Source organism: Elizabethkingia sp. YR214, assembly GCF_003058195.1.
In the GTDB taxonomy this organism is placed as follows: domain Bacteria; phylum Bacteroidota; class Bacteroidia; order Flavobacteriales; family Weeksellaceae; genus Elizabethkingia.
Genome location: NZ_QBUH01000007.1, coordinates 97135 through 120441 on the forward strand (window position 1 = coordinate 97135; position 23307 = coordinate 120441).

The 23307-nt window shown below is 31.7% G+C and carries 19 protein-coding genes; all 19 read left to right on the forward strand.

Features of this window, described 5'->3' with window-relative positions:
• Window positions 1-3: 3 nt before the first annotated feature.
• The 19 genes from C8J95_RS14710 to C8J95_RS14800 all read left to right on the forward strand — a co-directional run bounded on the left by C8J95_RS14710 (window position 4) and on the right by C8J95_RS14800 (window position 23246).
• Entirely contained in the window at window positions 4-1119 is a 1116-nt protein-coding gene (locus C8J95_RS14710) for a glycosyltransferase (RefSeq protein ID WP_107809573.1), read from the forward strand.
• 195 nt (window positions 1120-1314) lie between these two features.
• Window positions 1315-1755, forward strand: coding sequence for a S24/S26 family peptidase (locus C8J95_RS14715; RefSeq protein WP_107809574.1), 441 nt, complete (start codon window positions 1315-1317; stop codon window positions 1753-1755).
• Between the two features lie 4 nt (window positions 1756-1759).
• Window positions 1760-2029: a PqqD family protein gene (locus tag C8J95_RS14720; RefSeq protein ID WP_034869273.1), complete on the forward strand. Its 270-nt coding sequence runs from the start codon at window positions 1760-1762 to the stop codon at window positions 2027-2029.
• Between the two features lie 5 nt (window positions 2030-2034).
• Window positions 2035-3126 carry a nucleotidyltransferase family protein gene (locus C8J95_RS14725; RefSeq protein ID WP_185124621.1) on the forward strand — a complete coding sequence of 364 codons (1092 nt, stop codon included), beginning with the start codon at window positions 2035-2037 and terminating at the stop codon, window positions 3124-3126.
• A gap of 6 nt (window positions 3127-3132) precedes the next feature.
• Complete coding sequence (locus C8J95_RS14730; protein WP_107809513.1) at window positions 3133-4755, forward strand: ABC transporter ATP-binding protein; 1623 nt, start codon at window positions 3133-3135, stop codon at window positions 4753-4755.
• A 9-nt stretch (window positions 4756-4764) separates the two neighbouring features.
• Window positions 4765-5694, forward strand: a complete 930-nt coding sequence (locus C8J95_RS14735) for a hypothetical protein (protein ID WP_107809514.1) — start codon at window positions 4765-4767, stop codon at window positions 5692-5694.
• 4 nt (window positions 5695-5698) lie between these two features.
• On the forward strand, window positions 5699-6499 hold the full coding sequence (locus C8J95_RS14740) for a polysaccharide biosynthesis/export family protein (RefSeq protein ID WP_255412827.1): 801 nt from the start codon (window positions 5699-5701) through the stop codon (window positions 6497-6499).
• 7 nt (window positions 6500-6506) lie between these two features.
• Window positions 6507-8888, forward strand: a complete 2382-nt coding sequence (locus tag C8J95_RS14745) for a GumC family protein (protein ID WP_107809515.1) — start codon at window positions 6507-6509, stop codon at window positions 8886-8888.
• 137 nt (window positions 8889-9025) lie between these two features.
• Window positions 9026-9913: a DUF72 domain-containing protein gene (locus C8J95_RS14750; RefSeq protein ID WP_107809516.1), complete on the forward strand. Its 888-nt coding sequence runs from the start codon at window positions 9026-9028 to the stop codon at window positions 9911-9913.
• Window positions 9914-9971: 58 nt separating this feature from the next.
• A complete protein-coding gene (gene glyA, locus C8J95_RS14755) occupies window positions 9972-11240 on the forward strand; it encodes a serine hydroxymethyltransferase (protein ID WP_107809517.1) in 1269 nt (422 codons plus the stop codon).
• An 83-nt stretch (window positions 11241-11323) separates the two neighbouring features.
• On the forward strand, window positions 11324-11791 hold the full coding sequence (locus C8J95_RS14760; RefSeq protein ID WP_107809518.1) for a regulatory protein RecX: 468 nt from the start codon (window positions 11324-11326) through the stop codon (window positions 11789-11791).
• Window positions 11792-11978: 187 nt separating this feature from the next.
• Window positions 11979-13922, forward strand: a complete 1944-nt coding sequence (locus tag C8J95_RS14765) for a nucleoside-diphosphate sugar epimerase/dehydratase (protein WP_107809519.1) — start codon at window positions 11979-11981, stop codon at window positions 13920-13922.
• 28 nt (window positions 13923-13950) lie between these two features.
• Window positions 13951-14751, forward strand: a complete 801-nt coding sequence (locus tag C8J95_RS14770) for a polysaccharide biosynthesis/export family protein (protein ID WP_107809576.1) — start codon at window positions 13951-13953, stop codon at window positions 14749-14751.
• A gap of 26 nt (window positions 14752-14777) precedes the next feature.
• Window positions 14778-17156 (forward strand): polysaccharide biosynthesis tyrosine autokinase, encoded by a 2379-nt coding sequence (locus C8J95_RS14775; protein WP_107809520.1) that lies wholly within the window; start codon window positions 14778-14780, stop codon window positions 17154-17156.
• A 501-nt stretch (window positions 17157-17657) separates the two neighbouring features.
• Window positions 17658-18944 carry a nucleotide sugar dehydrogenase gene (locus tag C8J95_RS14780; protein WP_107809521.1) on the forward strand — a complete coding sequence of 429 codons (1287 nt, stop codon included), beginning with the start codon at window positions 17658-17660 and terminating at the stop codon, window positions 18942-18944.
• Between the two features lie 118 nt (window positions 18945-19062).
• Window positions 19063-19668: a CatB-related O-acetyltransferase gene (locus C8J95_RS19130; protein ID WP_107809577.1), complete on the forward strand. Its 606-nt coding sequence runs from the start codon at window positions 19063-19065 to the stop codon at window positions 19666-19668.
• The gene (locus tag C8J95_RS14790) at window positions 19658-20854 is read left to right on the forward strand and encodes an oligosaccharide flippase family protein (protein WP_107809522.1); all 1197 of its coding nucleotides are present in this window, start codon (window positions 19658-19660) and stop codon (window positions 20852-20854) included. The genes C8J95_RS19130 and C8J95_RS14790 overlap by 11 nt, the downstream gene beginning before the upstream one ends.
• The gene (locus C8J95_RS14795; protein ID WP_107809523.1) at window positions 20851-22107 is read left to right on the forward strand and encodes a hypothetical protein; all 1257 of its coding nucleotides are present in this window, start codon (window positions 20851-20853) and stop codon (window positions 22105-22107) included. The genes C8J95_RS14790 and C8J95_RS14795 overlap by 4 nt, the downstream gene beginning before the upstream one ends.
• Window positions 22104-23246 (forward strand): glycosyltransferase family 4 protein, encoded by a 1143-nt coding sequence (locus C8J95_RS14800; RefSeq protein WP_107809524.1) that lies wholly within the window; start codon window positions 22104-22106, stop codon window positions 23244-23246. The genes C8J95_RS14795 and C8J95_RS14800 overlap by 4 nt, the downstream gene beginning before the upstream one ends.
• Window positions 23247-23307 lie beyond the last annotated feature (61 nt).

Sequence of the window (23307 nt, forward strand, 5' to 3'; positions counted from 1 at the left end):
CAAATGAAAGTATTACAGCTTGGAAAGTTTTACCCTATTCGAGGAGGTGTGGAAAAGGTAATGTATGATCTGATGTTAGGGCTTTCTGAAGAAAAGGTGTATTGCGATATGCTTTGCGCTTCTACAGAGGATTATCCTGCAGGGATAATTAATATAAATCCATATGCTAAATTGATTGTAGAAGCTACAAAAATAAAGTTAGCAGCAACAATGTTAGCGCCAAGTTTAATTTTCAAGCTTCGCAAGATCGCAAAGGATTATGATATTATCCATATTCATCATCCTGATCCCATGGCTAGTTTAGCATTGTTTCTTTCTGGCTTTAAAGGAAAGGTGGTACTTCACTGGCATAGTGATATACTGAAACAAAAAACATTATTGAAGTTATATAAACCGTTGCAAAATTGGTTAATAAAAAGAGCAGATATAATTGTGGGGACAACCCCGGTATATGTAAAAGAATCTCTCTTTCTGAACAAGTTTCAGCATAAAATAGATTATATACCTATTGGTGTAGAGCCTTTAATAGCTGACAAAGGGAAAGTAGATAAATTAAAGCATAAATATAAAAATAAGCATATAGTATTTTCATTAGGTAGACTCGTAGAATATAAAGGTTATGAATATCTGATTAAAGCAGCCCAGTATCTAGATGAAAATTATCAGATTATAATAGGAGGGAAAGGACCATTAATGGAATCCCTTACAAATCTTATTGCGGAATTAGGAGTACAGAATAGAGTAACATTATTAGGTTTTGTAGACGATGATGATATATCTGATTATTTTGAGGCATGCGATATATTCTGTTTGAGCTCTATATGGAAGACTGAGGCCTTTGCTATTGTACAAATTGAGGCTATGTCTTGTGGAAAACCCATTGTGTCAGCACATATACCTGGTTCAGGAGTAGGTTGGGTAAACCAGAATGAAGTTTCTGGTTTAGTAGTTGAATCAGAAAATGATGTGGTACTTGCTGAGGCTATTAAACGGATAGGTGCAGATGCAAATCTTCATAAGAAATTGTCAGAGGGTAGTAAAAAACGTTATGAAGAATATTTTACCCGAAAAAAAATGACAGAGAAGTGCCTGGATATTTATAGAGATGTATTAAAATAAGTGCTTATATGTTGATAAATATTTACAAAATGTAATGATTATATTAAATGTAATAAATATAAATTATTATTGAATTATTTTTTTAATTTTAGGAAAGTTTTGTTTTTTAGTTGCTGAATAGTGATGTCTTTTATAGATTTATATTAAATTGTATATTTGATCGAAATATGATTCAGTTTTTAATATATGGTAGGTATGGAGAAAAAGATCCTAAGTAAGAGAATAATCCCTAATGATTTGTTTTTTGAACAGGTAAAAGAAAGATTAAACGCTGGTCAGAAAGTGAAAATTCCTGTAGCGGGGAGGAGTATGGAACCATTTTTGCAAAACGGGGATTTGGTAGTATTGAATAGATTTGAGAAAAATGATTTGGTGAACGGAAAAATCGTATTAGCATATTTTAACAATGCTTATGTATTACACCGGATTGTAAGAATCAAAGGAAATACTGTTACACTTGCGGGCGATGGTAATATACAACAGGTAGAAATAATCACAGATAAAGATATACTGGCAGTTGTAATCCAAGCATACCGAGGAGAAAAAGAATTAAGTATTAATACATTACTAGGGCAGATCTGGTACAAGTTACGGATAGTTAGAGCTGTATATAGTAAAATATTTGGAATAAAATAAAAATATGAAATTAAGGGAGGATTTAATGTTGCGACATTTAGGTGATGAATATGTTATAATCGATCCGGAGCAGGATATGATAGATATGTCTAAGGTATATACTTTGAATGAAACAGCTGCTTTTTTATGGAAAGAATTACAGGGAAAAGAATTCAATGTTGAGACTGTGACAGAAGTATTGCTAGCCTATTATAATGTGGACTATGCAATAGCCGAAAAAGATGCGCAAAGGCTTGTGCAAGATTTTGAAAAACAAGGGTTATTAACTGATTAATAATTATGTTAGAGGATAAAGTTGCTAAGGCTTTCTTCACGCTTTTGCGTGCAGGACTCTGGAATAAATCTATAGATTCTATAGATTGTTTTCCGTTGTCTACAGCCGATTGGGACACTTTATTCCGTATTTCTGTACAACAAACAGTAGAAGGTATTGTGTTCGACGGAATACAAATGTTGAGTTCAGATCTTCTTCCACCTCGTGAAATACATATTAAATGGCTGATACGGGTAGAGAAGATTGAACAAAGAAATCGATGGATGAATGATATTCTTGCTGAGCAGGTTGCTTTTTTTTCCAAAGAAAGCATACAGCCAATATTGTTAAAAGGACAGGGGCTGGCTATTTGCTATGAGAATCCTGGCAGAAGAGTTTGTGGAGATATCGACTGGTACTTTCGAACAACTGATGAGTTTTATAAAGCAGATAAATTGCTTGCAAAATATGGTATTGTAACAGAAGCGACAGCCGGCTATAGTAGCTTTTATCTCTGGAGAGACTGCGAAATAGACCATCATCAAAAGTTATTTGACATACATAATCCATTCTTATCAGGCTATTTACAAAATTTACAACAACAGGAAAAAAATCTTAGTGTCAGAATTAGTATACAAAAAGAGGAGATAGTTCTCCCGTCTCCTTTACTACAGATGCTGCAGGTAAATGCACATATTCTGAAGCATCTATTGTCATTTGGAATAGGAATAAGACAATTATGTGACGCTGCAAGATTATATAAAACATATCATAATCAGGTTGATGGTGCTGTTCTGAAAGCAGTTTATACAAAACTGAAAATAATAAAGTGGATTGAATTATTACATGAAGTTTTGGTGAAGTATGTAGGTCTTTCTAAAGAAAATTTACCTTTTCCAATTGAACGGAATCAATCTGCGGATTGGATGATGGAAGAAATATGGAAATCCGGGAATTTTGGATTTCATGACGAAAGATATCAGCAAGAAAACTCGGGAAAAAGAGAAGGCACCAAGAGAAGGCTATGGAGCAGTTTTATAAAATATGTGCCTTATGCACCAATGGAAGCACTAAGCTTTCCTTTAGTTCATTTTTATTCAGGATTAGTGAAAAAATAAAATTTATTGAATACAAATTTATCATATCAATTAAAATGGGCATGGCTTCTTACTAAAAATAGTCGCGGAGAGCTATTGCTGTATTTTATATTGGAATTAGCAGCTATTGCATTTTCATTATTGTTTGTATTCTGGTCGAAGAAAGCTGTAGATTTTGCAGTGGGTGGCAGTACATCCGACTTACAAAAAGCTTTAATCTTATCTGTCTGTAGTGTCATTATAGCTCTTCTGATGAGAAGCTACTCGGGATGGTTAAATGAAAAAACAAGAATGAAGATGATGATTGCTCTGCAGAATACTTTGATTAAATCACAAATGTTGTCGACCTGGAAGGTTGGCAAGCACTGGCATACAGGAGATGTACAGGTGAGAATTAATAATGACTGTCAGGAAATTGTACAAATGGTAGGGTTTTCTTCCGTCTCATTTATATTGACTACAATAAGACTTTTGGCTTCTTTTGGTTTCTTATGGCTGATGGATCCTATGCTGGCTATTTTAATTGTGGCAATATCCCCATTATTCCTCTTTTCAAAAATATATTTTAAAAAACTTAGAACATTAAATAGAGATTTAAAAACAGCAGAAAGTAAGTTTGGAAATGTAGTACAGGAAAATTTACGATTCAGAATGTCTATAAGGGCATTGGGTGTGCAGTTTGCACGTTGGCAAAAAGTTGAGAAAAGTCAAGGTGATATATATAATTTAAAAGTCAGACTATTAAATTTTTCAACGGTATCCCAGGGAATAATGAAACTGACGATTAATGCAGGATTCTTGTTAACGTTTGGTTGGGGAGTATATCGTTTGCATGCATCCGAAATTTCATTTGGAACCATGACTGCTTTTTTACAACTGGTAGGCCGCATTCAGGCACCAATATTACTGATGATGGGATTTGTACCATTATTTATTCGTTTCAGAACGGCTGTTGACAGAGTACAGGAATTACAATTAGTAGAAGTAGAAGAAGAAGTTGAGCAGGAATATATTACTGGGCCTCAGAATATAGAAATTAACCAGTTGAGTTTCCGTTATGATGATAAACTTGTCATAAAAGATCTTAATGCAAAATTCATTGCGGGGCAACCCACAGCTGTGATAGGATCTAGTGGGAAAGGTAAAACAACACTTATAAGGTTATTGCTGGCATTAATAAAACCAGATAAAGGAGAAATATTTATTAATACAGGTGCGGAGCATCTATCTTTATCCAATAAGCATCGTGTTAATATAGCATATGTACCGCAAGGCGATAAATTGTTTAGTGGAAGTATAAAAGAAAATTTACAGTTAGGAGAACAAGATATTTCTGGCAGTAAACTTAGAGAAGTTCTGTATCTGGCCTGCGCTGAATTTGTATATGATTTGCCAGATGGATTAGATACAATTGTAGGAGAGTCGGGTTATGGACTTTCTGAAGGTCAGGCACAACGTATTGCTGTAGCAAGAGCATTAATGCGGGACTGTAATATTTGGCTTTTTGATGAAGTGACATCTGCTCTTGACCCCGATACAGGAGAAAAGTTAATAGGACGTCTATTAGAAGCCGGAAAAAATAAAATATTAGTATTTGTAACACATGATATGAAGTTGGCGGGAAAATGTCAACAGACTATTTATATATAATGAGAAAAAATGCAGAATGATAAAATGAAATATCACAATGATCTAAAATCTATCTATTTTCAGATAGCAGACCATATTATGGAACTGATTCTACCTGTGCAGATTCAGATAGATCGTTGTTTACCCTCATTTATTGATTTTATTACTGAAGATCCTTTGGAAACTGTTAAAATTAGTATTCGGTTAGAATTAAATTCGAGACAAAGAGATATCGGAGAAACTAAACTATTAAGTGATGTTTCTATTGTCTGGGGAGACAGATTCCGTTTTGAAGAATCCTCAGAAAATTATATAACTTCTGTTCAGAGTGAAGAAAAAAGCAGAGAATGGAAGATGTTTAGTACTAAAGATTTTAGCCAGTCCACAATCTATATATTAGAAGAAGAGTTATATACTACCTCAATTCTCAGTTGGTTACTAATGGTTGCTTTTGGCCAGGCTATGCTGAAATATAATACTGTATTATTCCATGCATCTGTAATTGAAAAAGATGGAAGGGGTTATGCTTTTTTAGGGAAAAGCGGTACAGGAAAAAGTACACATAGCCGTTTATGGTTGAAATACATACCGGATACAAAATTATTGAATGATGATAATCCTGCTGTACGGATTATGGAAGATGAGAGTGTTATGATCTATGGAACACCATGGAGTGGTAAAACGCCTTGTTATAGAAATGTAGGTGTTTTGTTGGAAGGATTGGTACGTTTGCGTCAGGCTCCGGAAAATCAATGGAAAAAAGCATCAGGAAAAGAAGCCTTACTTTCTGTTCTGCCAAGCTGTACGGCAATTCGCTGGAACAGGAATTTGTTTGATCAGATGCTTAATAGTTTGGAAAAAATAATATGTAGGGTTTATGTAGGGCAATTATCGTGTTTACCTGATCAAAATGCTGCATATTTGTGTAGTCAAGAACTTATTAAAAATAATAAATTATAACGTGATGAATAAATTTATCTTAGGATTGACATTGTTTAGCATTATTTTGTTAAATTCCTGTGCATCTAAAAAAATTGTATATGTAAATGATATGCAAACAGATGTGGAGTATCCAGTGGCAGAGGCCCCTGCGCTACATTTACAAAAAAATGACAGAGTGAGTATTCAGGTAAGTGCTAAATCCCCTGAATTAGCAGCTCCTTTTAATACCATTGCGGGTTCATATAAAGTAAATGAAGATGGTAATATTTCGACAGGAATAGATCAGTCAGCCAGTAATCAAGGGTATATTATTGATAGAGAAGGAAATATAGCATTTCCGGTATTAGGGTCTCTTCATATTGAAGGCTTAACCCTGGAGGAGGTAAGAGACTTAATAAAGAATAGATTAATTAATGATAAATTTATTAATGAACCTATTGTAAAAGTTGAAATTTTAAATTTTAAAATTAGTGTGATTGGTGCTGTTGGTGGACAAAAAGTTTTAGAGATACCAGATGGCAGAATGTCTTTATTAGAAGCAATTACAAGAGTTGGAGGATTAACGGCTAATGCCCTTCCGGAAAAAGTTGCAGTTATCCGTGAAGAGGATGGTGTAAGGCGAAAAATTGTTACGAATATTCAGACCCAGGAGGTGTTTAATTCGCCAGCATATTATCTAAAACAAAATGATATTGTTTATATAGAGCCTCGTAGTGCTGAAATTACACCTAAAGAAGATAGATTTTGGCGGTATTTTGGAGTTGGGGCAGGATTGTTGGGTACGGTTATTTCTGTGTTAACGTTAATTAGAGTAGCTAAATAGAAAGTTGATGAATACATTAAATCAAAAAGAATATAGAATTGGAGAGAGAAAAGAACAAACAATTAATGTTCTTGATCTTCTGAAATACCTTTTACATAATTGGAAATGGTTTGCATTGTCTATTTTAGTATTTGGTGGATATTATTATTATCAATACTGCAAAACTCCTTTTGTTTATAGCCGATCAGAAGTTGTAATGATTAAAAATTCGTCTAATACGCCAACAACAGCGCGTATTACACGAACAAATGTGAGTAGCTCTGTAAGTGTTAAGGATGAAATTTTACAATTGAGATCTAAAGAGCTTATGAGGCAGACAATTGATAGATTAGGAGCAGATATAAGCTATAAAGTACATCGAGGATTAAGAGATTATGAACTTTATAAAAAATCACCAGTTAAGGTAGTATTTTCAAATAAAAGTCCAGAAAGTCGATATGGATTTACAATTATACCAATTGACGCTAAAAATGTAATTGTTAAAGATTGGAATAAGAATGTTGATGGACAAGAGGTGAAAGTGGTATTGAATCAGCTTACTAAAACTCCTTTTGGAGAAATTATAATTGTGCCAAGTAAATATTATCATAAAGATAATTATGGAGAAAGTATTCTGGTAACAAAATATCCGCGCGAGGAAATGATGTTAGGCTTAATGGGCAATTTAAAAGTTAAGCAAATGGAAGAAGATGCTTCACTGTTGCAAGTGTCTCTTGATGATCTGTCCTCTGAGCGTGCAGACGATATCTTAGGAACACTGATTAAGATGTACAATGAAATCTATCTACAAGATAAAAATAAAATTGCTGTTAATACCGCAAACTTTATTAAAGATAGATTAGCTATTATAGAAAGTGAGTTGGGGGCAGTTGAAGCTAATATTGAAAATTTAAAAATTGATAACCAAGGTTTAGATATAGAAACTGCCGGAGGTATGTATTTGTCAGAAAGTAATCAGTATAAAACGGAGAAAACAAAAACTGAGACAGATTTAAGACTCGCAGAAATGATGCGTTCATATCTCAATAATAAGAATAGGAATGAGTTAATCCCAAATAATACGGGACTTGTAGATGCAAGTGTAGAAAGCCAGATTGCAGAGTATAATATGGCATTATTAAAAAGAAATCGTTTAGCGGAAGGAGGTAATACATTAAATCCTGTGGTTGTAGATTTAGATGAAGCACTTAAGTCTATGCGTAATAATATTAATAGAGCAGTAGATAATGCATTGAGGGGGTTGACTATTAAAATGAGAAATGCACAACGTGAAGAAGAGCAAGCTATAGGAAAAACGTTGCAAATGCCAAAAAAGCAGAGAGCAATGCTTTCAGTTGAGAGACAACATAAAGTAAAAGAAGAACTTTATTTATATCTATTGAATAAACGTGAAGAAAATGCATTGAATGAGGCTATGACAGATGAAAACATTCGAGTTGTAGATCCTGCATCAGGACCAGATGTGGCAGTTTATCCTAATCGTCTTAAAAAGATATTTACAGGGGTTGCTTTGGGAACAGCGGTACCAGCTGTAATATTATTATCCATGCTTGTACTAAATACAGGAGTTAGAGGTCGTCAGGACTTAGAAAATGTATTGAGTGTTCCGTTTCTAGGTGAAATACCATTGGCCAGAGGTAGAAGACAAGGAAAAGGAGATATATTAGTTAGTGGATCTGGTAGGGATCCGTTGACTGAAGCATTTAGGATTTTACGTACCAATATTAATTTTATGACGAAAGATGATGCACCTCCAAAAGTGTTGACTTTTACTTCGTTTAGTGCTGGAGTTGGTAAGACATTTAGTGTACTAAATCTTGCAACAACTTTGTCTTTCCTTGAAAAAAAGGTTGTAGTCATAGATTTAGATTTAAGAAAAGGAACATTGAGCTCTCGTGTAGATCTTTTGCATGGAAAGGGAAGTAGTCATTATCTTTCAAGTCCATCGATTAGCATTGATGAAATAATACATAAGAGTGATGTTGCTGAAGGTGTTGATTTTATACCTATTGGAGCTATAGCGCCTAATCCTGTTGAATTGCTATTGGGTAAGCGTTTAGATGAACTAATTACAAAGCTTAAAGAACGCTACGATTATGTGATAATTGATGGTGTTCCGGTAGGAATAGTAGCTGATGCAAGTATTATAGATCGTGTGGCAGATCTTACATTATTTATTATACGGATAGGTAAAATGGACCGTAGACAACTTCCTGAAATTGAAAAGATTTATCAGGAGAAAAAGCTTTCAAATTTAGCAATCGTATTAAATGGACTGAAGCTAAATGGTTATGGTTATGGTTACGGAGGTTATGGTTATGGAAGCTATGGCTATGGTTATGGAGAAGAAAAGAAAAAGTCTGTTTTCGATTGGTTTAAAAGATCTTAGAAAATAATCTAATATAAATAGTATAAAAAAGGAGTAATCATACAAGGTTGCTCCTTTTGATATTATAATAGCTTATCATTAACGATGGTCTCTGATAAAATTCTTATCTTTAAGCTTTAATTTTTAAGATTGAAAAAATGAAATTCGGACAAGTAGAGGATCCTTCTTTAATAAATTTTACTATTCCACGTGATCATATAAATACCTCATTAGTATTAGAAAATAATAAAGAGGGCCTTAAAGATATCTTTGTAGGATGTGCTAAATGGAATAAAACAGATCTCAAAGGATTCTATCCTAAAGGGACAAAAGATGAATTAAGCTATTATTCCACACAATTTAATTCTATAGAAATGAATGCTACTTTTTATGGAATGCCTACCCCGGATCAGGTGACAGTTTGGAAAAATAAAACTCCGGATTCATTTAAATTTTTTCCAAAAATAACAAATACTGTATCTCATTTCAGACGATTAAAAGATGTAACGGAGCCTGTTACGCAGTTTGCTTCAGCTATTATGAATTTTGAAGAAAAGCTTGGGATGGTATTTCTGCAGTTGCATGATAACTTTAAGCCTAAAGACTTCGATCGCCTTAAAAAATTTATATTAGACTGGCCTGTGGAAGTTCCTTTAGCAATAGAGTTACGTAATACAGAATGGTTCACAAGCGAGGAAATTTTTAATGAAACTTGTGAGTTGTTTGAACAACATAATATTACGAATATTATTGTTGATACTGCAGGACGAAGAGATATGATGCATATGAGACTGACTACTCCAACTGCCTTTGTTCGTTATGTAGGGGCTAATGCAGATAGTGACTATACCCGTCTAGATGAATGGATACAAAGGATAGTTGAATGGAAAAAAGATGGTTTACGCGATTTGTATTTCTTTGTTCATCAGAATATAGAAAAGGCTTCACCTCTTTTATCTGCCTATTTTATTGAAAACCTGAATAAGGCAATTGGATCCGGGTTAGAAATTCCAAAAATGGCAGATGCCCATCCAACTTTATTTTAAGAATAAAAATCAGTATTTTTGAAACATAATTATTAAACTTGAAATACCTAATTGAACTATGAGTGATATCATTTTCGACTTGATAGAAAAAGAAAGAGAAAGACAAAGCCACGGATTAGAGCTTATTGCTTCCGAGAATTTTGTTTCGGATAATGTAATGAAAGCGATGGGAAGTGTGTTAACAAATAAATACGCTGAAGGCTATCCTGGAAAAAGATATTATGGAGGTTGTGAAGTAGTAGATGAGGTCGAAACTTTAGCAATAGAAAGAGCAAAAGAACTTTTTGGTGTAGAATATGTAAATGTTCAGCCTCATTCAGGATCTCAGGCTAATGCTGCAATTTATTTAGCAGTTCTAAAACCCGGAGATAAAATAATGGGAATGGATTTGTCAATGGGAGGGCACTTGACTCATGGTTCTTCTGTAAATTTTTCCGGAATACAATATGAAGTTGTTTCTTATGGGGTAGAAAAAGAAACAGGTCTCATTGATTATAACCAGATGAGAGAAGTTGCTCTTAGAGAAAGACCTAAAATGATGATTGCTGGTTTTTCAGCTTACTCAAGGGATTTGGATTATGTGAAATTCAGAGAAATTGCAGATGAAATCGGGGCAACACTTTGGGCTGATATAGCGCATCCAGCTGGGTTAGTTGCAAAAGGTTTACTGAATAATCCATTTGAGCATTGCCATGTTGTAACTACGACTACCCATAAAACACTAAGAGGCCCGAGAGGTGGTATGATTATGATGGGGAAAGATTTTGAAAATACATATGGACATAAAACCCCAAAAGGAGAAATCAAAATGATGAGTCAGGTATTAGACGGAGCAGTATTCCCAGGAATTCAAGGAGGGCCATTGGAACATGTGATTGCCGGTAAAGCAGTTGCCTTTGGTGAAGCCCTTGATGATAAGTTTACTGTGTATGCGAAGCAAGTTAAAGCAAATGCACAGGCTCTTGCAAAAGCTATGATAGATAATGGTTTTGATATTGTAAGCGGTGGAACAGATAATCATCTGATGCTAATAGATCTTCGTAATAAAAATGTTAATGGTAAAGAAACTGAAAAAGCTTTAGTAAAAGCTGATATTACTTGTAATAAGAACATGGTTCCTTTTGATGATAAATCACCATTTACTACTTCAGGAATCCGTTTGGGTACAGCTGCTATCACAACCAGAGGTTTAAAAGAAAATGATATGGAAACTATTGCTGGATTGATTTCAGAAGTAGTAGATAACATAAAAAATGATGAGGTGGTGGATACAGTGAAGGGGAAAGTAAATAAATTAATGGAAGGAAAGGCTTTATTTAATTATTAATAAAGTTTAATATATTCGTCTAATAATAAAAGAATAGTTTTGCAGGCTGTTCTTTTATTTTTTTTATTGATAAACATTAAAGAATGTATAACGAGCACAAAAGTTTTACATTTCAGGAAATAAAACAAAAACTGATAAATTATTGTGTTTATCAGGACAGATGTCATAAAGAAGTTGAGGAAAAGATGAAAGACTTTCTTTTAATTTCAGAAGCTAAAGATGAAATACTGTTGTACCTGATAAAAGAAAACTACCTTAATGAAGAGCGATTTACCCGAAGTTATATAAGAGGAAAATTTTATATAAAGCATTGGGGAAGGAACAAAATAAAAACTCAGCTTAAAATGAAAGGAGTTTCTGAAAAATTAATCAATAGTTGCATGGATGAAATTTATGATGATGACTATTCAAAACAAATCAGAATTTTTGCTGAAAAACTTATACCTACCTATAAAGGGCTTAATGATTATCAAAAGAAAAATAAATTAATTCGCTTTTTGGTGACAAAAGGTTATGAGTATGAGATAATTATGGAAAATATAGCTAAATAGAAAATAAAATAAATAATACGTATCTTTAGGAGCTGGTAAATTCAAATATTTAGATACTTGAAAAGAACATGAATTCTCTTGATGATAATGTTTTTGGCTTAAATATTGTTTAAATGAAAATAAATTTAAAGATCAGAAAATATATTTGATAATTCAGCGTTAAGACAGACAAAGACAAAACAAATTAATGAACAAAATAAATTCTGCGAAACGTAAGGTTTACTCAGGGAGTAGTTTGGTGAACCTTACGGACATACGTTATCTGCCAAGGTGGATAATTTTCTTTATTGATGTTTTTATCCTTATTTTTTCACTAGCACTTTCTTTTATTATTCTTGAAGCCCTAAATGTAAAAACATATCCATCTATAAATATTTTTCAGAAATTTTTGATGGTTATTTCTGTGAATGTCCTTTTTATGTATATGTTTAAAACATATTCAGGAATTATCAGGCATTCTACTTTTATGGATTTGTTCAAGTTATTTACTGCGAGTGTCTGTACTACATTGATAGTAATTGTTATTAATTACAGTTATTATACAATAACAGAAAAACATCTTATTCTTATTCCTCTTTTAGGATTTTATTTTGCAACATCTTTTGCTTTTCTATTTTTATTTAGACTTGTTGTTAAAGAATCTTTTCACATGCTGAGAGAATATAAAAGAAGTTCTCTTAAAAAAAGAATACTAGTACTAGGAATTGGTGAAGAATCTATTGCAATGGCTGGTGCTATTTTGGATAACCCTAGTTTACCATATTATATAGAAGGATTTTTAACACAGCGTTATGATACAACTAATGCTAAAATATTAGGAAAACCAATATATACTAAAGATAAATTAGAGTCTTTAGCAATAGATGACTTAGATGTTGAAGGGGTTCTGATCATTAAAGAAAATCTTACCCGAGATGAAATGAATATGTGGGTCAATTTGTTTTTAGAAAAAGGTTTGCTAATTCTTAAAGCACCGTCAGTTCAAAAACTAAGGGATAATGATTTAGGGACAAATATTAAAAGTCTTCAGATAGAAGATCTTTTGAACAGAAAACCAATAAAACTAGATAACGAAGAGGTTAAAAAGAGACATTTTAATAAAAGTGTATTAGTCACTGGAGGAGCAGGGTCTATCGGAAGTGAAATTGTACGTCAGGTTGCACAGTTCAATCCTTCTTTAATTGTTGTCTTGGATCAAGCAGAAACGCCGCTGTATGAAATTGAATTGGAAATGAAGGAAAAGTTTCCTCATGTTCAGTTTAGATTTGTTTTAGCAGATATTTCAAACAGGCACAGATTAGAGAGGTTGTTTCAAAAATATGAATTTTCTATGGTATACCATGCAGCTGCTTATAAGCATGTACCTCTTATTGAAGAAAATCCACATGAAGCCATATTAGTCAATGTTTTAGGTTCTAAAAATTTAGCATGTTTGTCAAGCAAATATAAAGTGAATCGCTTCGTAATGGTTTCTACTGATAAGGCGGTAAATCCTACGAATGTAATGGGAGCGTCTAAAAGAACAGCAGAACTTTTTGTACAAGCACTACAACATACAGAAGGAAATACTACAAAATTTATTACAACAAGATTTGGAAATGTTTTAGGATCTAATGGTTCTGTTATTCCACACTTTAAAAAGCAAATAGAAAAAGGCGGACCTATTACAATTACTCACCCGGAAATTGTTCGTTATTTTATGACAATTCCAGAAGCTTGTGAGCTAGTGCTTCAAGCTGGTACTATGGGACAAGGGGGGGAGATTTTTGTATTTGATATGGGAGAGCCTGTTAAAATTTTAGATTTGGCAAAACGCATGATTAAATTATCAGGTTTGGAGCCAGAGACGGATATTAAAATTATCTATACAGGTTTAAGACCGGGTGAAAAATTATATGAAGAACTACTCAGTGATAATACGAAAAACTTACCTACTCATAATGGTAAAATTATGATATCAAAAGATCCCAATATGTTGTATCAGGATATTGAATTGTTAGCCAATAGAGTTACAAAAGCAGCTGTAAGAAGAGATAAATTAGAAGTGGTTCGACAGTTGAAAATTATAGTACCAGAGTATAAAAGTAATAACTCTATCTTCGAGTCGTTGGACAATTTAGATAAAAAATAATTATATATTTGCAGATATTTTAACAATGATGAAGTTTAAAAAATTTATTTTACTACTAATTCCAAGTCTGTTCTTTTTTTCATGTAATACAAGTAATGTGAATTATATGCAGGATATTGACCAGAAAGCAACTGAAATGGCACTCGTAAAACAAAAAAGTACCCTTCAGTCAGGAGATCAACTTGTTATAACAGTAATGGCAACAGATATTGATGTTGTAAAACCATTTAATCAAAATTATTCATCTGGACAAATGTTGCAAGGTCAGATTTCTGGGAATGTTCCGCCTACTTCAACATCTCTTCCTACATCTTCTGGTCCTACGTATATAGTGGATGAGAATGGTGATATTGATTTTCCTGTTTTGGGTAAGATTAATACTAAAGGGATAACTTTGGATGAATTTAAAACAGTTTTAAATCAGAAGCTTACGCGATATATTAAAGATCCTAGTCTTAGTGTAAAATTAAATAATTTTAAAGTATCATTAATGGGAGAAGTTGCCCGCCCGGGAGAATATGTTATGTCTGATGGTAAGGCAACGCTTATGAGCGCCCTTGGAATGGCTGGAGATCTTACGATTTACGGAAATCGTAATGATGTCTTATTAGTCAGAACTGTAGATGGTAAAATGGAAAAGGCTCGTATTGATCTTACACGCTCTGATTTTATTGATTCTCCCTATTATCAATTGAAACAGGGAGATGTTATCTATGTGTCACCGAATAAAACAAGACAAACTGCTTCTAAATTCGGACCTCAAACTGCAATTTATATTTCGGTTGCATCTATCTTGGTAACTATTTTGGCACTTGTCATAAAAAAATAAAATATAAATCTTTGAAATAAAACTATATGTCAACTCTTAAAGAGAATCAATATAATCAGGAAAAAGAATTTAATATTCATGAAATAATTAAACCTTATTTGCTAAAATGGCCATGGTTTATTATATGTACTATTTTAGCATTGATTATTGCTTACTTTACATTAAGATATATAACTCCTGTTTATCAGGTTAAATCGACAGTACTTATCAAAGATGTTAAAAGTAATTCCTCAACCGCAGGTGCTGAAATGGGATTGTTACAGGATTTATCTGGACTTTCTGGAATGAATACCAATAGTGTAGATAATGAAATTGAGATTTTCAAATCTAAAAAACTAATGCGAGATGTTGTAAGTGGGCTAAAGCTACAGACAACAATATATGCGGAAGGAAAATTTAGAGAAGGAGAGTTATATGGAGAAACATCACCAATAGAAGTGCAGGTAATTAATGAAAAACCTCATCAAAAATTTCCAAAAGAACTTTTACATCTCGAATTTATTGGGGATAAACTAAAACTCACTTCTTCTGAGTTGAATAAAGAGATTCTAACATCATATAATAAAACAATTAGTCTTCCTTATGCTAACATTATAATTGTTAAGAATCCAAAATATAATCCTAGATTAACTAAGGAGATAAGTGGTAAAGAATTAAAACTGAAAATATCTTCGCTTGATATGGAAGTAGAAGATCTTCAGAGCAAAATTAATGTAGCCCTTATTAATAAGGATGTTACGGTGATAGGTTTATCAATTAACTACCCGTTGACATCGAAAGGACAGGATGTTCTTAACGCATTAGTGGTAGCCTACAACAAAGATGCAATTTTTGATAAAAATACTGAATCTACTAAAACTTTAGCCTTTATTGATGACCGTGTGAAAAAATTAGCAGTCGAGCTTGGAGACGTGGAAAACCAGAAAGAAAATTTTAAATCCCATAATCAAGTGACTGATTTGGAGACAGAAGCTAAAATTAGTCTTGAAAGTTCAGCAGCTGCTAGAGCTAAACAATTAGAAATAGATGCTCAGTTAGAATTGACAAATGTGCTGATTGGTTATATTTCAACTCAGGGACAGTATCAGGTTCTACCATCTAATGTAGGTTTAAATAGTGCTGATGCAACATCAGGTATTAGTACTTATAATCAATTGGTGTTACAGCGTAATAGATTATTAGAGTCTGCAACCCAGGATCACCCTACTGTAATTGATATTACACGTCAGATTAAAAGTATGCGCTCCTCGGTTATTCAGAGTTTGCAACGTAACAAAAATGGACTTGAGTTAGCACGGAACGAATATTTGGGTGAACAAAATAAGGTAGCAGGGAAAATATCAAAATTACCTTCTATTGAGAAAATATTTCGAGGAATAGAACGACAGCAGCAGATTAAAGAGAATTTGTATCTTTTATTATTACAAAAGAGAGAGGAGGCTGCCGTTTCTCAAGCTATTACAGCGCCAAAAGCTAGGGTAATTGATGAAGCTTTTGCTTCAAATAAACCGGTTTCTCCTAGAAAACCTGTGATTTTTCTTGGAGCACTTATTGGAGGAATATTAATCCCGATTTTGGTGATTTATATTTCTGAATTGTTTAATAATAAAATCAGATCTAAACACGATCTGGATAAATTGTCAGATGTTTCTGTATTAGCGGAATTACCAAGGGTAGAAAAAGGTGAACCTGATATTGTTCAAATGAATGATCTTTCACCGATGGCGGAAGCATTTCGTATATTGATTACAAATTTGAATTTTATATTGCCCAAAAAAGATGAGGGTAAAGTTATTTTTGTTACATCTACGGTAAAAGGAGAGGGGAAAACGTTTACCTCAGTTAATTTTTCTCTTACGATGGCATCTCCATCGAAAAAAGTAATTTTGATAGGATCCGATATACGAAACCCTCAACTACAGCGTTATAATGAGGCAAGAAAAGGTGTGAAGGGATTGACAGAATATTTATATTCTGATCAGACTAAAGTTGAGGACATTACTTATGTTTCAAGTTTTAATCCTTATTTGGATGTAATATTTTCAGGAACAATTCCTCCAAATCCTACAGAATTGTTAACGAATGGTCGTTATGAAATGTTACTTGAAGAGCTAAGACAAAAATATCAGTATATTGTGGTGGATACAGCTCCACTAATGTTAGTAACCGATACTTTTCTTATTGCTGATATGGCAGACGCTACTTTATATGTAACACGTTCTGGCTACACAGAAAAAAGTCTAATAGAGTTTATTAATAATCATATAAGAGAAAATAAGCTGAAGAATGTTGGATTAGTTCTTAATGATGTTGATAAGGATCATTTTGGATATGGAAATAAATATGGTTATGGTTATGGAACCAAAGAAAAGAACTGGATTGAAAAAATAAAAGATCGATTATAATATCTTTAATAAAATTGTAGCACTAGAAATTTGGTTGTTGGAGTTTTGCATCTCTTTTAATTTATGATGTTAAATTAAATTGTTTCAAAACCAATAATGGAGAAATTATAGATTCAGAGAATTAACTTCTCAAAATATGTTAAACAATTTCTAACAAAGTATAATTCCATTTTTAAATAATTTTGCCAAGCTTAGTTAGATGTCAGCCAGATACTTTTTTGAGACTTTTAATTATTCATAAATATAGAAGAGATTTTAAAAAGAATATGTTACCATTATTTTAATCCAGGAATATCATATTAATTGTCGTTGAGGATAAAGTATAGATAGAAGATTTGTTTTGGAAGAAATTAATATAGATAATGTTAATAGCTTAAATATTATAGAGTTGTATTTAATTTTCATGACTAATAGAAAAAATACTTCCTAAAATATTCAAATATAATTTTCTTAATTAAGTACTTTAAGAAAGAAATTCTAATGAAAAAATAAAAAAGTTTAATGAAACAAATAGCAATTATAGGGCAAGGTTATGTTGGATTACCTTTAGCAATTGAATTTTCACAACATTTCCCGGTATTAGGTTTCGATATTAATAAAGAACGCGTTGATGAACTTAACTCTGGAAAAGATCGAACTTTAGAAGCCGACTTGGAAAGATTAAATAACGGTATTATTCTGGCAAAAGAATCAGGATTTACTAAAGGGTATCGCGCATCTCATGATTTAGAAGAATTAGCAACTGCGCAAATTTATATTGTGACTGTACCAACTCCTATCGATAGATATAATGCACCTGATTTAACTCCACTAATTAAAGCATCTGAAATGTTGGGAAAGGTCATTAAAAAGGGTGATATTGTGATTTATGAATCTACAGTATATCCTGGATGTACCGAAGAAGATTGTGTTCCTGTATTGGAGAAAAATTCAGGCTTAATATTTAACAAAGATTTCTTTGTAGGTTATTCTCCTGAGCGTATTGTTCCTGGAGACAAGATTAATACTTTAACCACAATTATGAAAGTAACATCTGGTTCTACTCCTGAAATAGCAGAGGAAATAGACCAGTTGTATAAAAGTATTATTAAAGCAGGTACTCATAAGGCTGCCAATATAAAAGTTGCTGAAGCATCCAAAGCAATTGAAAATGCGCAGCGTGATGTTAATATTTCTTTTGTAAATGAATTAGCTTTGATTTTTGATAGGATTGGAATTGATACTAATGATGTATTGGAAGCTGCTGGAACAAAATTTAATTTTTTAAAATATAAGCCTGGTCTTGTTGGAGGCCATTGTATCTCTGTTGACCCTTATTATTTAGCTCATAAAGCAGTACAGTTAGGTTATCATCCAAATGTGATTCTTTCAGGAAGACGTGTTAATGATTCTGTGGCTGAATTTATTGCCTCTAAGGTGGTAAAGTTAATGATTGGCAAAAATATTTCTATTAAAGGAGCAAATGCATTAATTTTGGGTGTTACTTTTAAAGAAAATTGTCCGGATGTACGAAATACAAAAGTAGTAGATGTCTATCATGAATTAAAAGAATATGGGGTTGATGTAGATATTTATGATCCTTGGGCAGATAAGGAAGAAGTGAAACATGAGTATGGTGTAGATATATTGTCTTTATTGGTGGGTGACAAAAAATATGATGCAATTATTGTAGCCGTATCACATAATGAATTTCTGGAATTAGATTTAAACAATTTGAAAAAACAGGAGTCTGTTGTTTTTGATTTAAAAGCTTGTTTAGATAGATCTAATGTTGATGCTAGATTGTAATAGAATGTATTCAATACTAAAAACATTAATTAACTTTTTTATTATTTTATATGTAAAGCTATTTACAACTAATAAAATAAGTTTTAGGGCAAATTTATACCCTAAAACTTTATTGTATATGGTTAGAAATAGAATAGGTAAAATCTCATTTGATAAGGTCTATATTGGTGGTCAGAATGTTACTTTACATGATAGGGTTTCATTCTTTGAAAACCCATTAATATTTGGAAATGTGGTAATAGGGAGGTGTACCTCAATTAGTGGCCCAAGTACTCGAATTTGTAGTAATATTAATGAAGTGAAAATTGGGAATTTTTGTTCAATTGCTTCAAATGTTATTATTCAAGAATTCTATCATAATGTTAACTTAACAACAACCTATAATATTTTATCTAATTTAATTAAGGATAAAGATTCAAAACTTCAGGTTGTTTCCAAGGGGAATATTATTATAGAAGATGATGTTTGGATTGGTTCAAATGTTAGTATATTATCAGGTGTAAAAATTGGTAGAGGTGCTGTTATTGGTGCAGGTTCAGTAGTAACTAAAGATATTCCTTCTTATAGTATTGCAGCTGGAAATCCTTGCAAAGTCATCAAACCAAGGTTTGATAAAGAGACTATAAGGTTACTGGAAGATAGTAAATGGTGGGAATGGGATGACGAAAAAATCAAGAATAATGCTGAATTTTTTAAAATAAACAGAAATTCTAATGATAAATAAGAGTAATATATTTGTTTATTTTGGGACATTTATTTCACAGTGCCTTACACTCTTGACAAGTTTAATTGTCTTAAAATATATTTCTCCTGAATTATATGGGAGATTTAATTATATTATTTCATTTGGATCAATCATCGGTTCTCTTTCTACTTTAAAGTTTGAACAATCTATTTCAATTGCAAAAGATTTGGGAGATTGTTTAAATAGATTTAGATTGTCGATTCAAACTTCGTTTTTCATTACAATTGCTGCTTCACCTTTTTTATTTTTCTTCTTTAAATTGGAATTTATTGAGTTAGTTTTCATTTTTTTTCTATCCATTTCAATTGCATTATTTGCATCGCTTCAGCAGATTTTTTTATTTACAAATCAACATAAAATTAATGCTTTATTGGTAATTTTGGTTGCCTCAGTTAACATAGCTTTGCTTTTTATATTGTACAAATATCCGTATGGTTTAGAGTATTCATATATTTCAGCTTATTTTTTTTCAAGTATTTTGGTTTTAATATATACTTGGAAATCATTTTTTAAATATGATCTTTTTAAAGTTTCAGATTATTTTAAAGATTTTAAGTTTAATAAATTTTTCCCTACGACTGTTTTGCCAATGTCTGCGATTGGAGTTCTGCTATTGTATGGGAATTCAATTGTATTGATGTACTTATATTCAGAAAATGAAGTTGGTATTTTTTCATTTACAGTGAGGATTCTAACCCTACCTGTTATTTTAATAAGTTCTGTTTCAAGTGGTCTATTCAAGGCTAAATTAGCTAAGCACTTTCACGCATTGGAATTTAATGAATTTAATAAAGAAAAAAAATCAATGCTTTTATTTTTAATCGTAGGAGCTTTGATTATGTTTCCAATTTTAGCTGTTATATTGTTAAATATTGATAAGTTTATTCACATAGGAAAGTGGACAGTAATAAATAATTATGTTATTATATTAACTTTTTATGCGATATCACAATTTATTTTAATCCCATTTCAAAGTATTCCAGTGATATTGGAAAAAAAAAAGGTGCTTTTATATAGTAATATAATTTTATTTCTAGGTATCACAACTATTTATCTTATTTCAACAGGTTTAGATTTTAAGACTTTCTTAATGCTATATTCTGGATTTAATTTGTTGTTTTCGATTGTAGTTGTATATGTATATTATAATTTAAAAGTCAAATGAAAAAAAGAATTTTTCTTACAATTATATATTCTATAGCATATATATATATTCATCTTGAATTTCTGTATAAGCTATTTGCTTATATGGGATATAAGGCATATGAACACTCTGCTATATCTTATTTGCTTTTATTTTTAATCGTTCTGTTACCGGTGATAGTTTTGTATAAAAAGGATGATTTATTAGAGTTGCTATTTACTTTCTGTTACTTATTATTGTATATTCCAATAACAATTACCTGTTTCTTTCATTATAGTGATATACTTGATTTTTTATATAAAGGATCAGTATATTTCATATCTTTCATGTTAATATTCAGGATACCTGACTTATGTAAAAGCTCATTTTCAATAAAGAAAGGATTTAATTATAAGCCTGATAAGAATGCAAATACGACAGGTATTCTGATTATTGGTATTGTCGTATTATTAATTCTCACAATCTATTTTAGGGATAGTATTTCTTTCGTTTCATTTGATCAAGTTTATGATCACAGGGCTTCTGTTAAATATGATTCACCAATTATTGGTTATTTAATGCTTTGGAATACATATTTAATTGGACCATTAATCATTATTATTGGTTTATATAATAAAAAAAGAGTCTATGTAATTATAGGTATTATTTCAATTTTGATTTTTTATGGAATAAATGCTAGTAAAATTGCTATTTTTATTCCACTAATGGTCGTATTTTCATACTATATTACAAAAAGTAAATTGTCTATTTATAATTCTCTTGCTCTTAGCTTTATTGTTCTAATCTATGGTTGTATGCTTCTGCCAGAAAGTTGGATTTATTTAAAAGCCACAGTTCTAATGAGAACGTTTGGTATTACAGGCTTGTTAACTGATCAATATGATAAGTTTTTTCAGGTTAATCCTTTAACCTATTATACGCATATCAATTTTGTTAATTTTTTTGCTAACTCTTATCCATATGGTGATATACCATTAGGTAAAGTAGTAAGCAAGTTTTTTGATCCTAAAACAGAATCAAACTCAAATGCAAATTTCTGGGCTACAGATGGATATGCAGGTTTTGGAACTTTAGGAGTATTGTTGATTTCAGTATTTTTTGGATTTATTCTTAGATTGTGGAAATCACTTATTAACAAAGATAATATTGTTTATATGACCATGATGATGGTGCCTTTCTCATTTATCTTGTTAAATGTGAGCCTTTTTACAGCCTTATTCTCTGGAGGATTTATTTTTATTATTGGTTTTTATTATTTTAAAAGAATAAAATGAGAGTTTTACACGTTTGTTTATGTAGCCAATTTAATGAGGATTTAGCATACCAAGAGAATTCTCTGATTAAATATCATAGACTACTTGGTCATGAAGTATCTGTCATTACAACAGTAATGGCATTGAATGATACGGGGGTGGAAGTCGAGCTTCAACCTGGGAAATATATTTCAAAGTTTGGATACCCAATTTATCGATTAAAGCATAAAGGAATAAAAAAGCTAAGACGATATCATGATTTTGAAAATCAGCTGAAATTAGTTGATCCAGAATTTGTTTTTGTACACGGGACGCAATTCGTTGATGTTAAAAAACTAGTTGATTTTTGTAAAAATAGTAATATAAGAATGATAGCTGATAATCATGCTGATTATTACAATAGTGGACAATCTTGGTTTTCTTTAAATATATTACATAAAGTACTATGGAAATATACAACGAAATACCTAGTAAATTATAGCCAGTTAATTTTTGGGGTATCACCGGTTAGATGTGAATTTTTACATAAAGTCTATGGCATCCCTTTAAATAGAATTCAATTACTGCCTTTGGGAGCTGATGATTTTCAAATAGAGGATGTTAAAAAGAAGCTTAATGTTCAAAATGTAAAAGAAAAGTACGGTATTAATGGTGAGTTTGTAATTGTTACAGGAGGGAAAATTGACAAAAACAAAAACTTTATTGAATTATTAAAAGCTATTAATCTCATAGAAAATCAAGAGCGGATTAAGCTTTTAGTATTTGGTACAATTTATCCCGATGTTCTTGAAGAAATTGAAAATTTGAAGTTCTCAAATAAATTTGTTACAATAGGATGGTTAGAGCCTGAAGGTATATATGAGTTGTTCTTAATTGCAGATTTAAATATATTTATTGGAAGTCATTCTGTTTTATGGGAGCAGGCTGTAGCCTGTGGAATTCCAACTATTTTTAAGCGAATAAATGGAATGGAACATATCAATGTTTGTGAAAATAGCATCCTTATTGATAACCCCAGTGAATATAAACACGTGTCTGAATGGATTAACACCCTTATGGATGATAAGGAATTTTATAAGACCTTAAAGAAAAACTCTATGGAAGCGGCAAAGTACTTTTCATATAGTGAGATTTCCAAAAAAGCTTTATTAATGAAATAATCATGATAATTATTTATGCAAATTAATTTAAATTGGATTTGTGATTCAATAAGCTGAATTA

Bases quoted from the DNA above. Each gene is read 5' to 3' on its own strand.
- C8J95_RS14710 (WP_107809573.1), top strand. From the start codon at position 4: ATGAAAGTATTACAGCTTGGAAAGTTTTACCCTATTCGAGGAGGTGTG.
- C8J95_RS14715 (WP_107809574.1), top strand. From the start codon at position 1,315: ATGGAGAAAAAGATCCTAAGTAAGAGAATAATCCCTAATGATTTGTTT.
- C8J95_RS14720 (WP_034869273.1), top strand. From the start codon at position 1,760: ATGAAATTAAGGGAGGATTTAATGTTGCGACATTTAGGTGATGAATAT.
- C8J95_RS14725 (WP_185124621.1), top strand. From the start codon at position 2,035: ATGTTAGAGGATAAAGTTGCTAAGGCTTTCTTCACGCTTTTGCGTGCA.
- C8J95_RS14735 (WP_107809514.1), top strand. From the start codon at position 4,765: ATGCAGAATGATAAAATGAAATATCACAATGATCTAAAATCTATCTAT.
- C8J95_RS14740 (WP_255412827.1), top strand. From the start codon at position 5,699: ATGAATAAATTTATCTTAGGATTGACATTGTTTAGCATTATTTTGTTA.
- C8J95_RS14745 (WP_107809515.1), top strand. From the start codon at position 6,507: ATGAATACATTAAATCAAAAAGAATATAGAATTGGAGAGAGAAAAGAA.
- C8J95_RS14750 (WP_107809516.1), top strand. From the start codon at position 9,026: ATGAAATTCGGACAAGTAGAGGATCCTTCTTTAATAAATTTTACTATT.
- glyA (WP_107809517.1), top strand. From the start codon at position 9,972: ATGAGTGATATCATTTTCGACTTGATAGAAAAAGAAAGAGAAAGACAA.
- C8J95_RS14760 (WP_107809518.1), top strand. From the start codon at position 11,324: ATGTATAACGAGCACAAAAGTTTTACATTTCAGGAAATAAAACAAAAA.
- C8J95_RS14765 (WP_107809519.1), top strand. From the start codon at position 11,979: ATGAACAAAATAAATTCTGCGAAACGTAAGGTTTACTCAGGGAGTAGT.
- C8J95_RS14770 (WP_107809576.1), top strand. From the start codon at position 13,951: ATGAAGTTTAAAAAATTTATTTTACTACTAATTCCAAGTCTGTTCTTT.
- C8J95_RS14775 (WP_107809520.1), top strand. From the start codon at position 14,778: ATGTCAACTCTTAAAGAGAATCAATATAATCAGGAAAAAGAATTTAAT.
- C8J95_RS14780 (WP_107809521.1), top strand. From the start codon at position 17,658: ATGAAACAAATAGCAATTATAGGGCAAGGTTATGTTGGATTACCTTTA.
- C8J95_RS19130 (WP_107809577.1), top strand. From the start codon at position 19,063: ATGGTTAGAAATAGAATAGGTAAAATCTCATTTGATAAGGTCTATATT.
- C8J95_RS14790 (WP_107809522.1), top strand. From the start codon at position 19,658: ATGATAAATAAGAGTAATATATTTGTTTATTTTGGGACATTTATTTCA.
- C8J95_RS14795 (WP_107809523.1), top strand. From the start codon at position 20,851: ATGAAAAAAAGAATTTTTCTTACAATTATATATTCTATAGCATATATA.
- C8J95_RS14800 (WP_107809524.1), top strand. From the start codon at position 22,104: ATGAGAGTTTTACACGTTTGTTTATGTAGCCAATTTAATGAGGATTTA.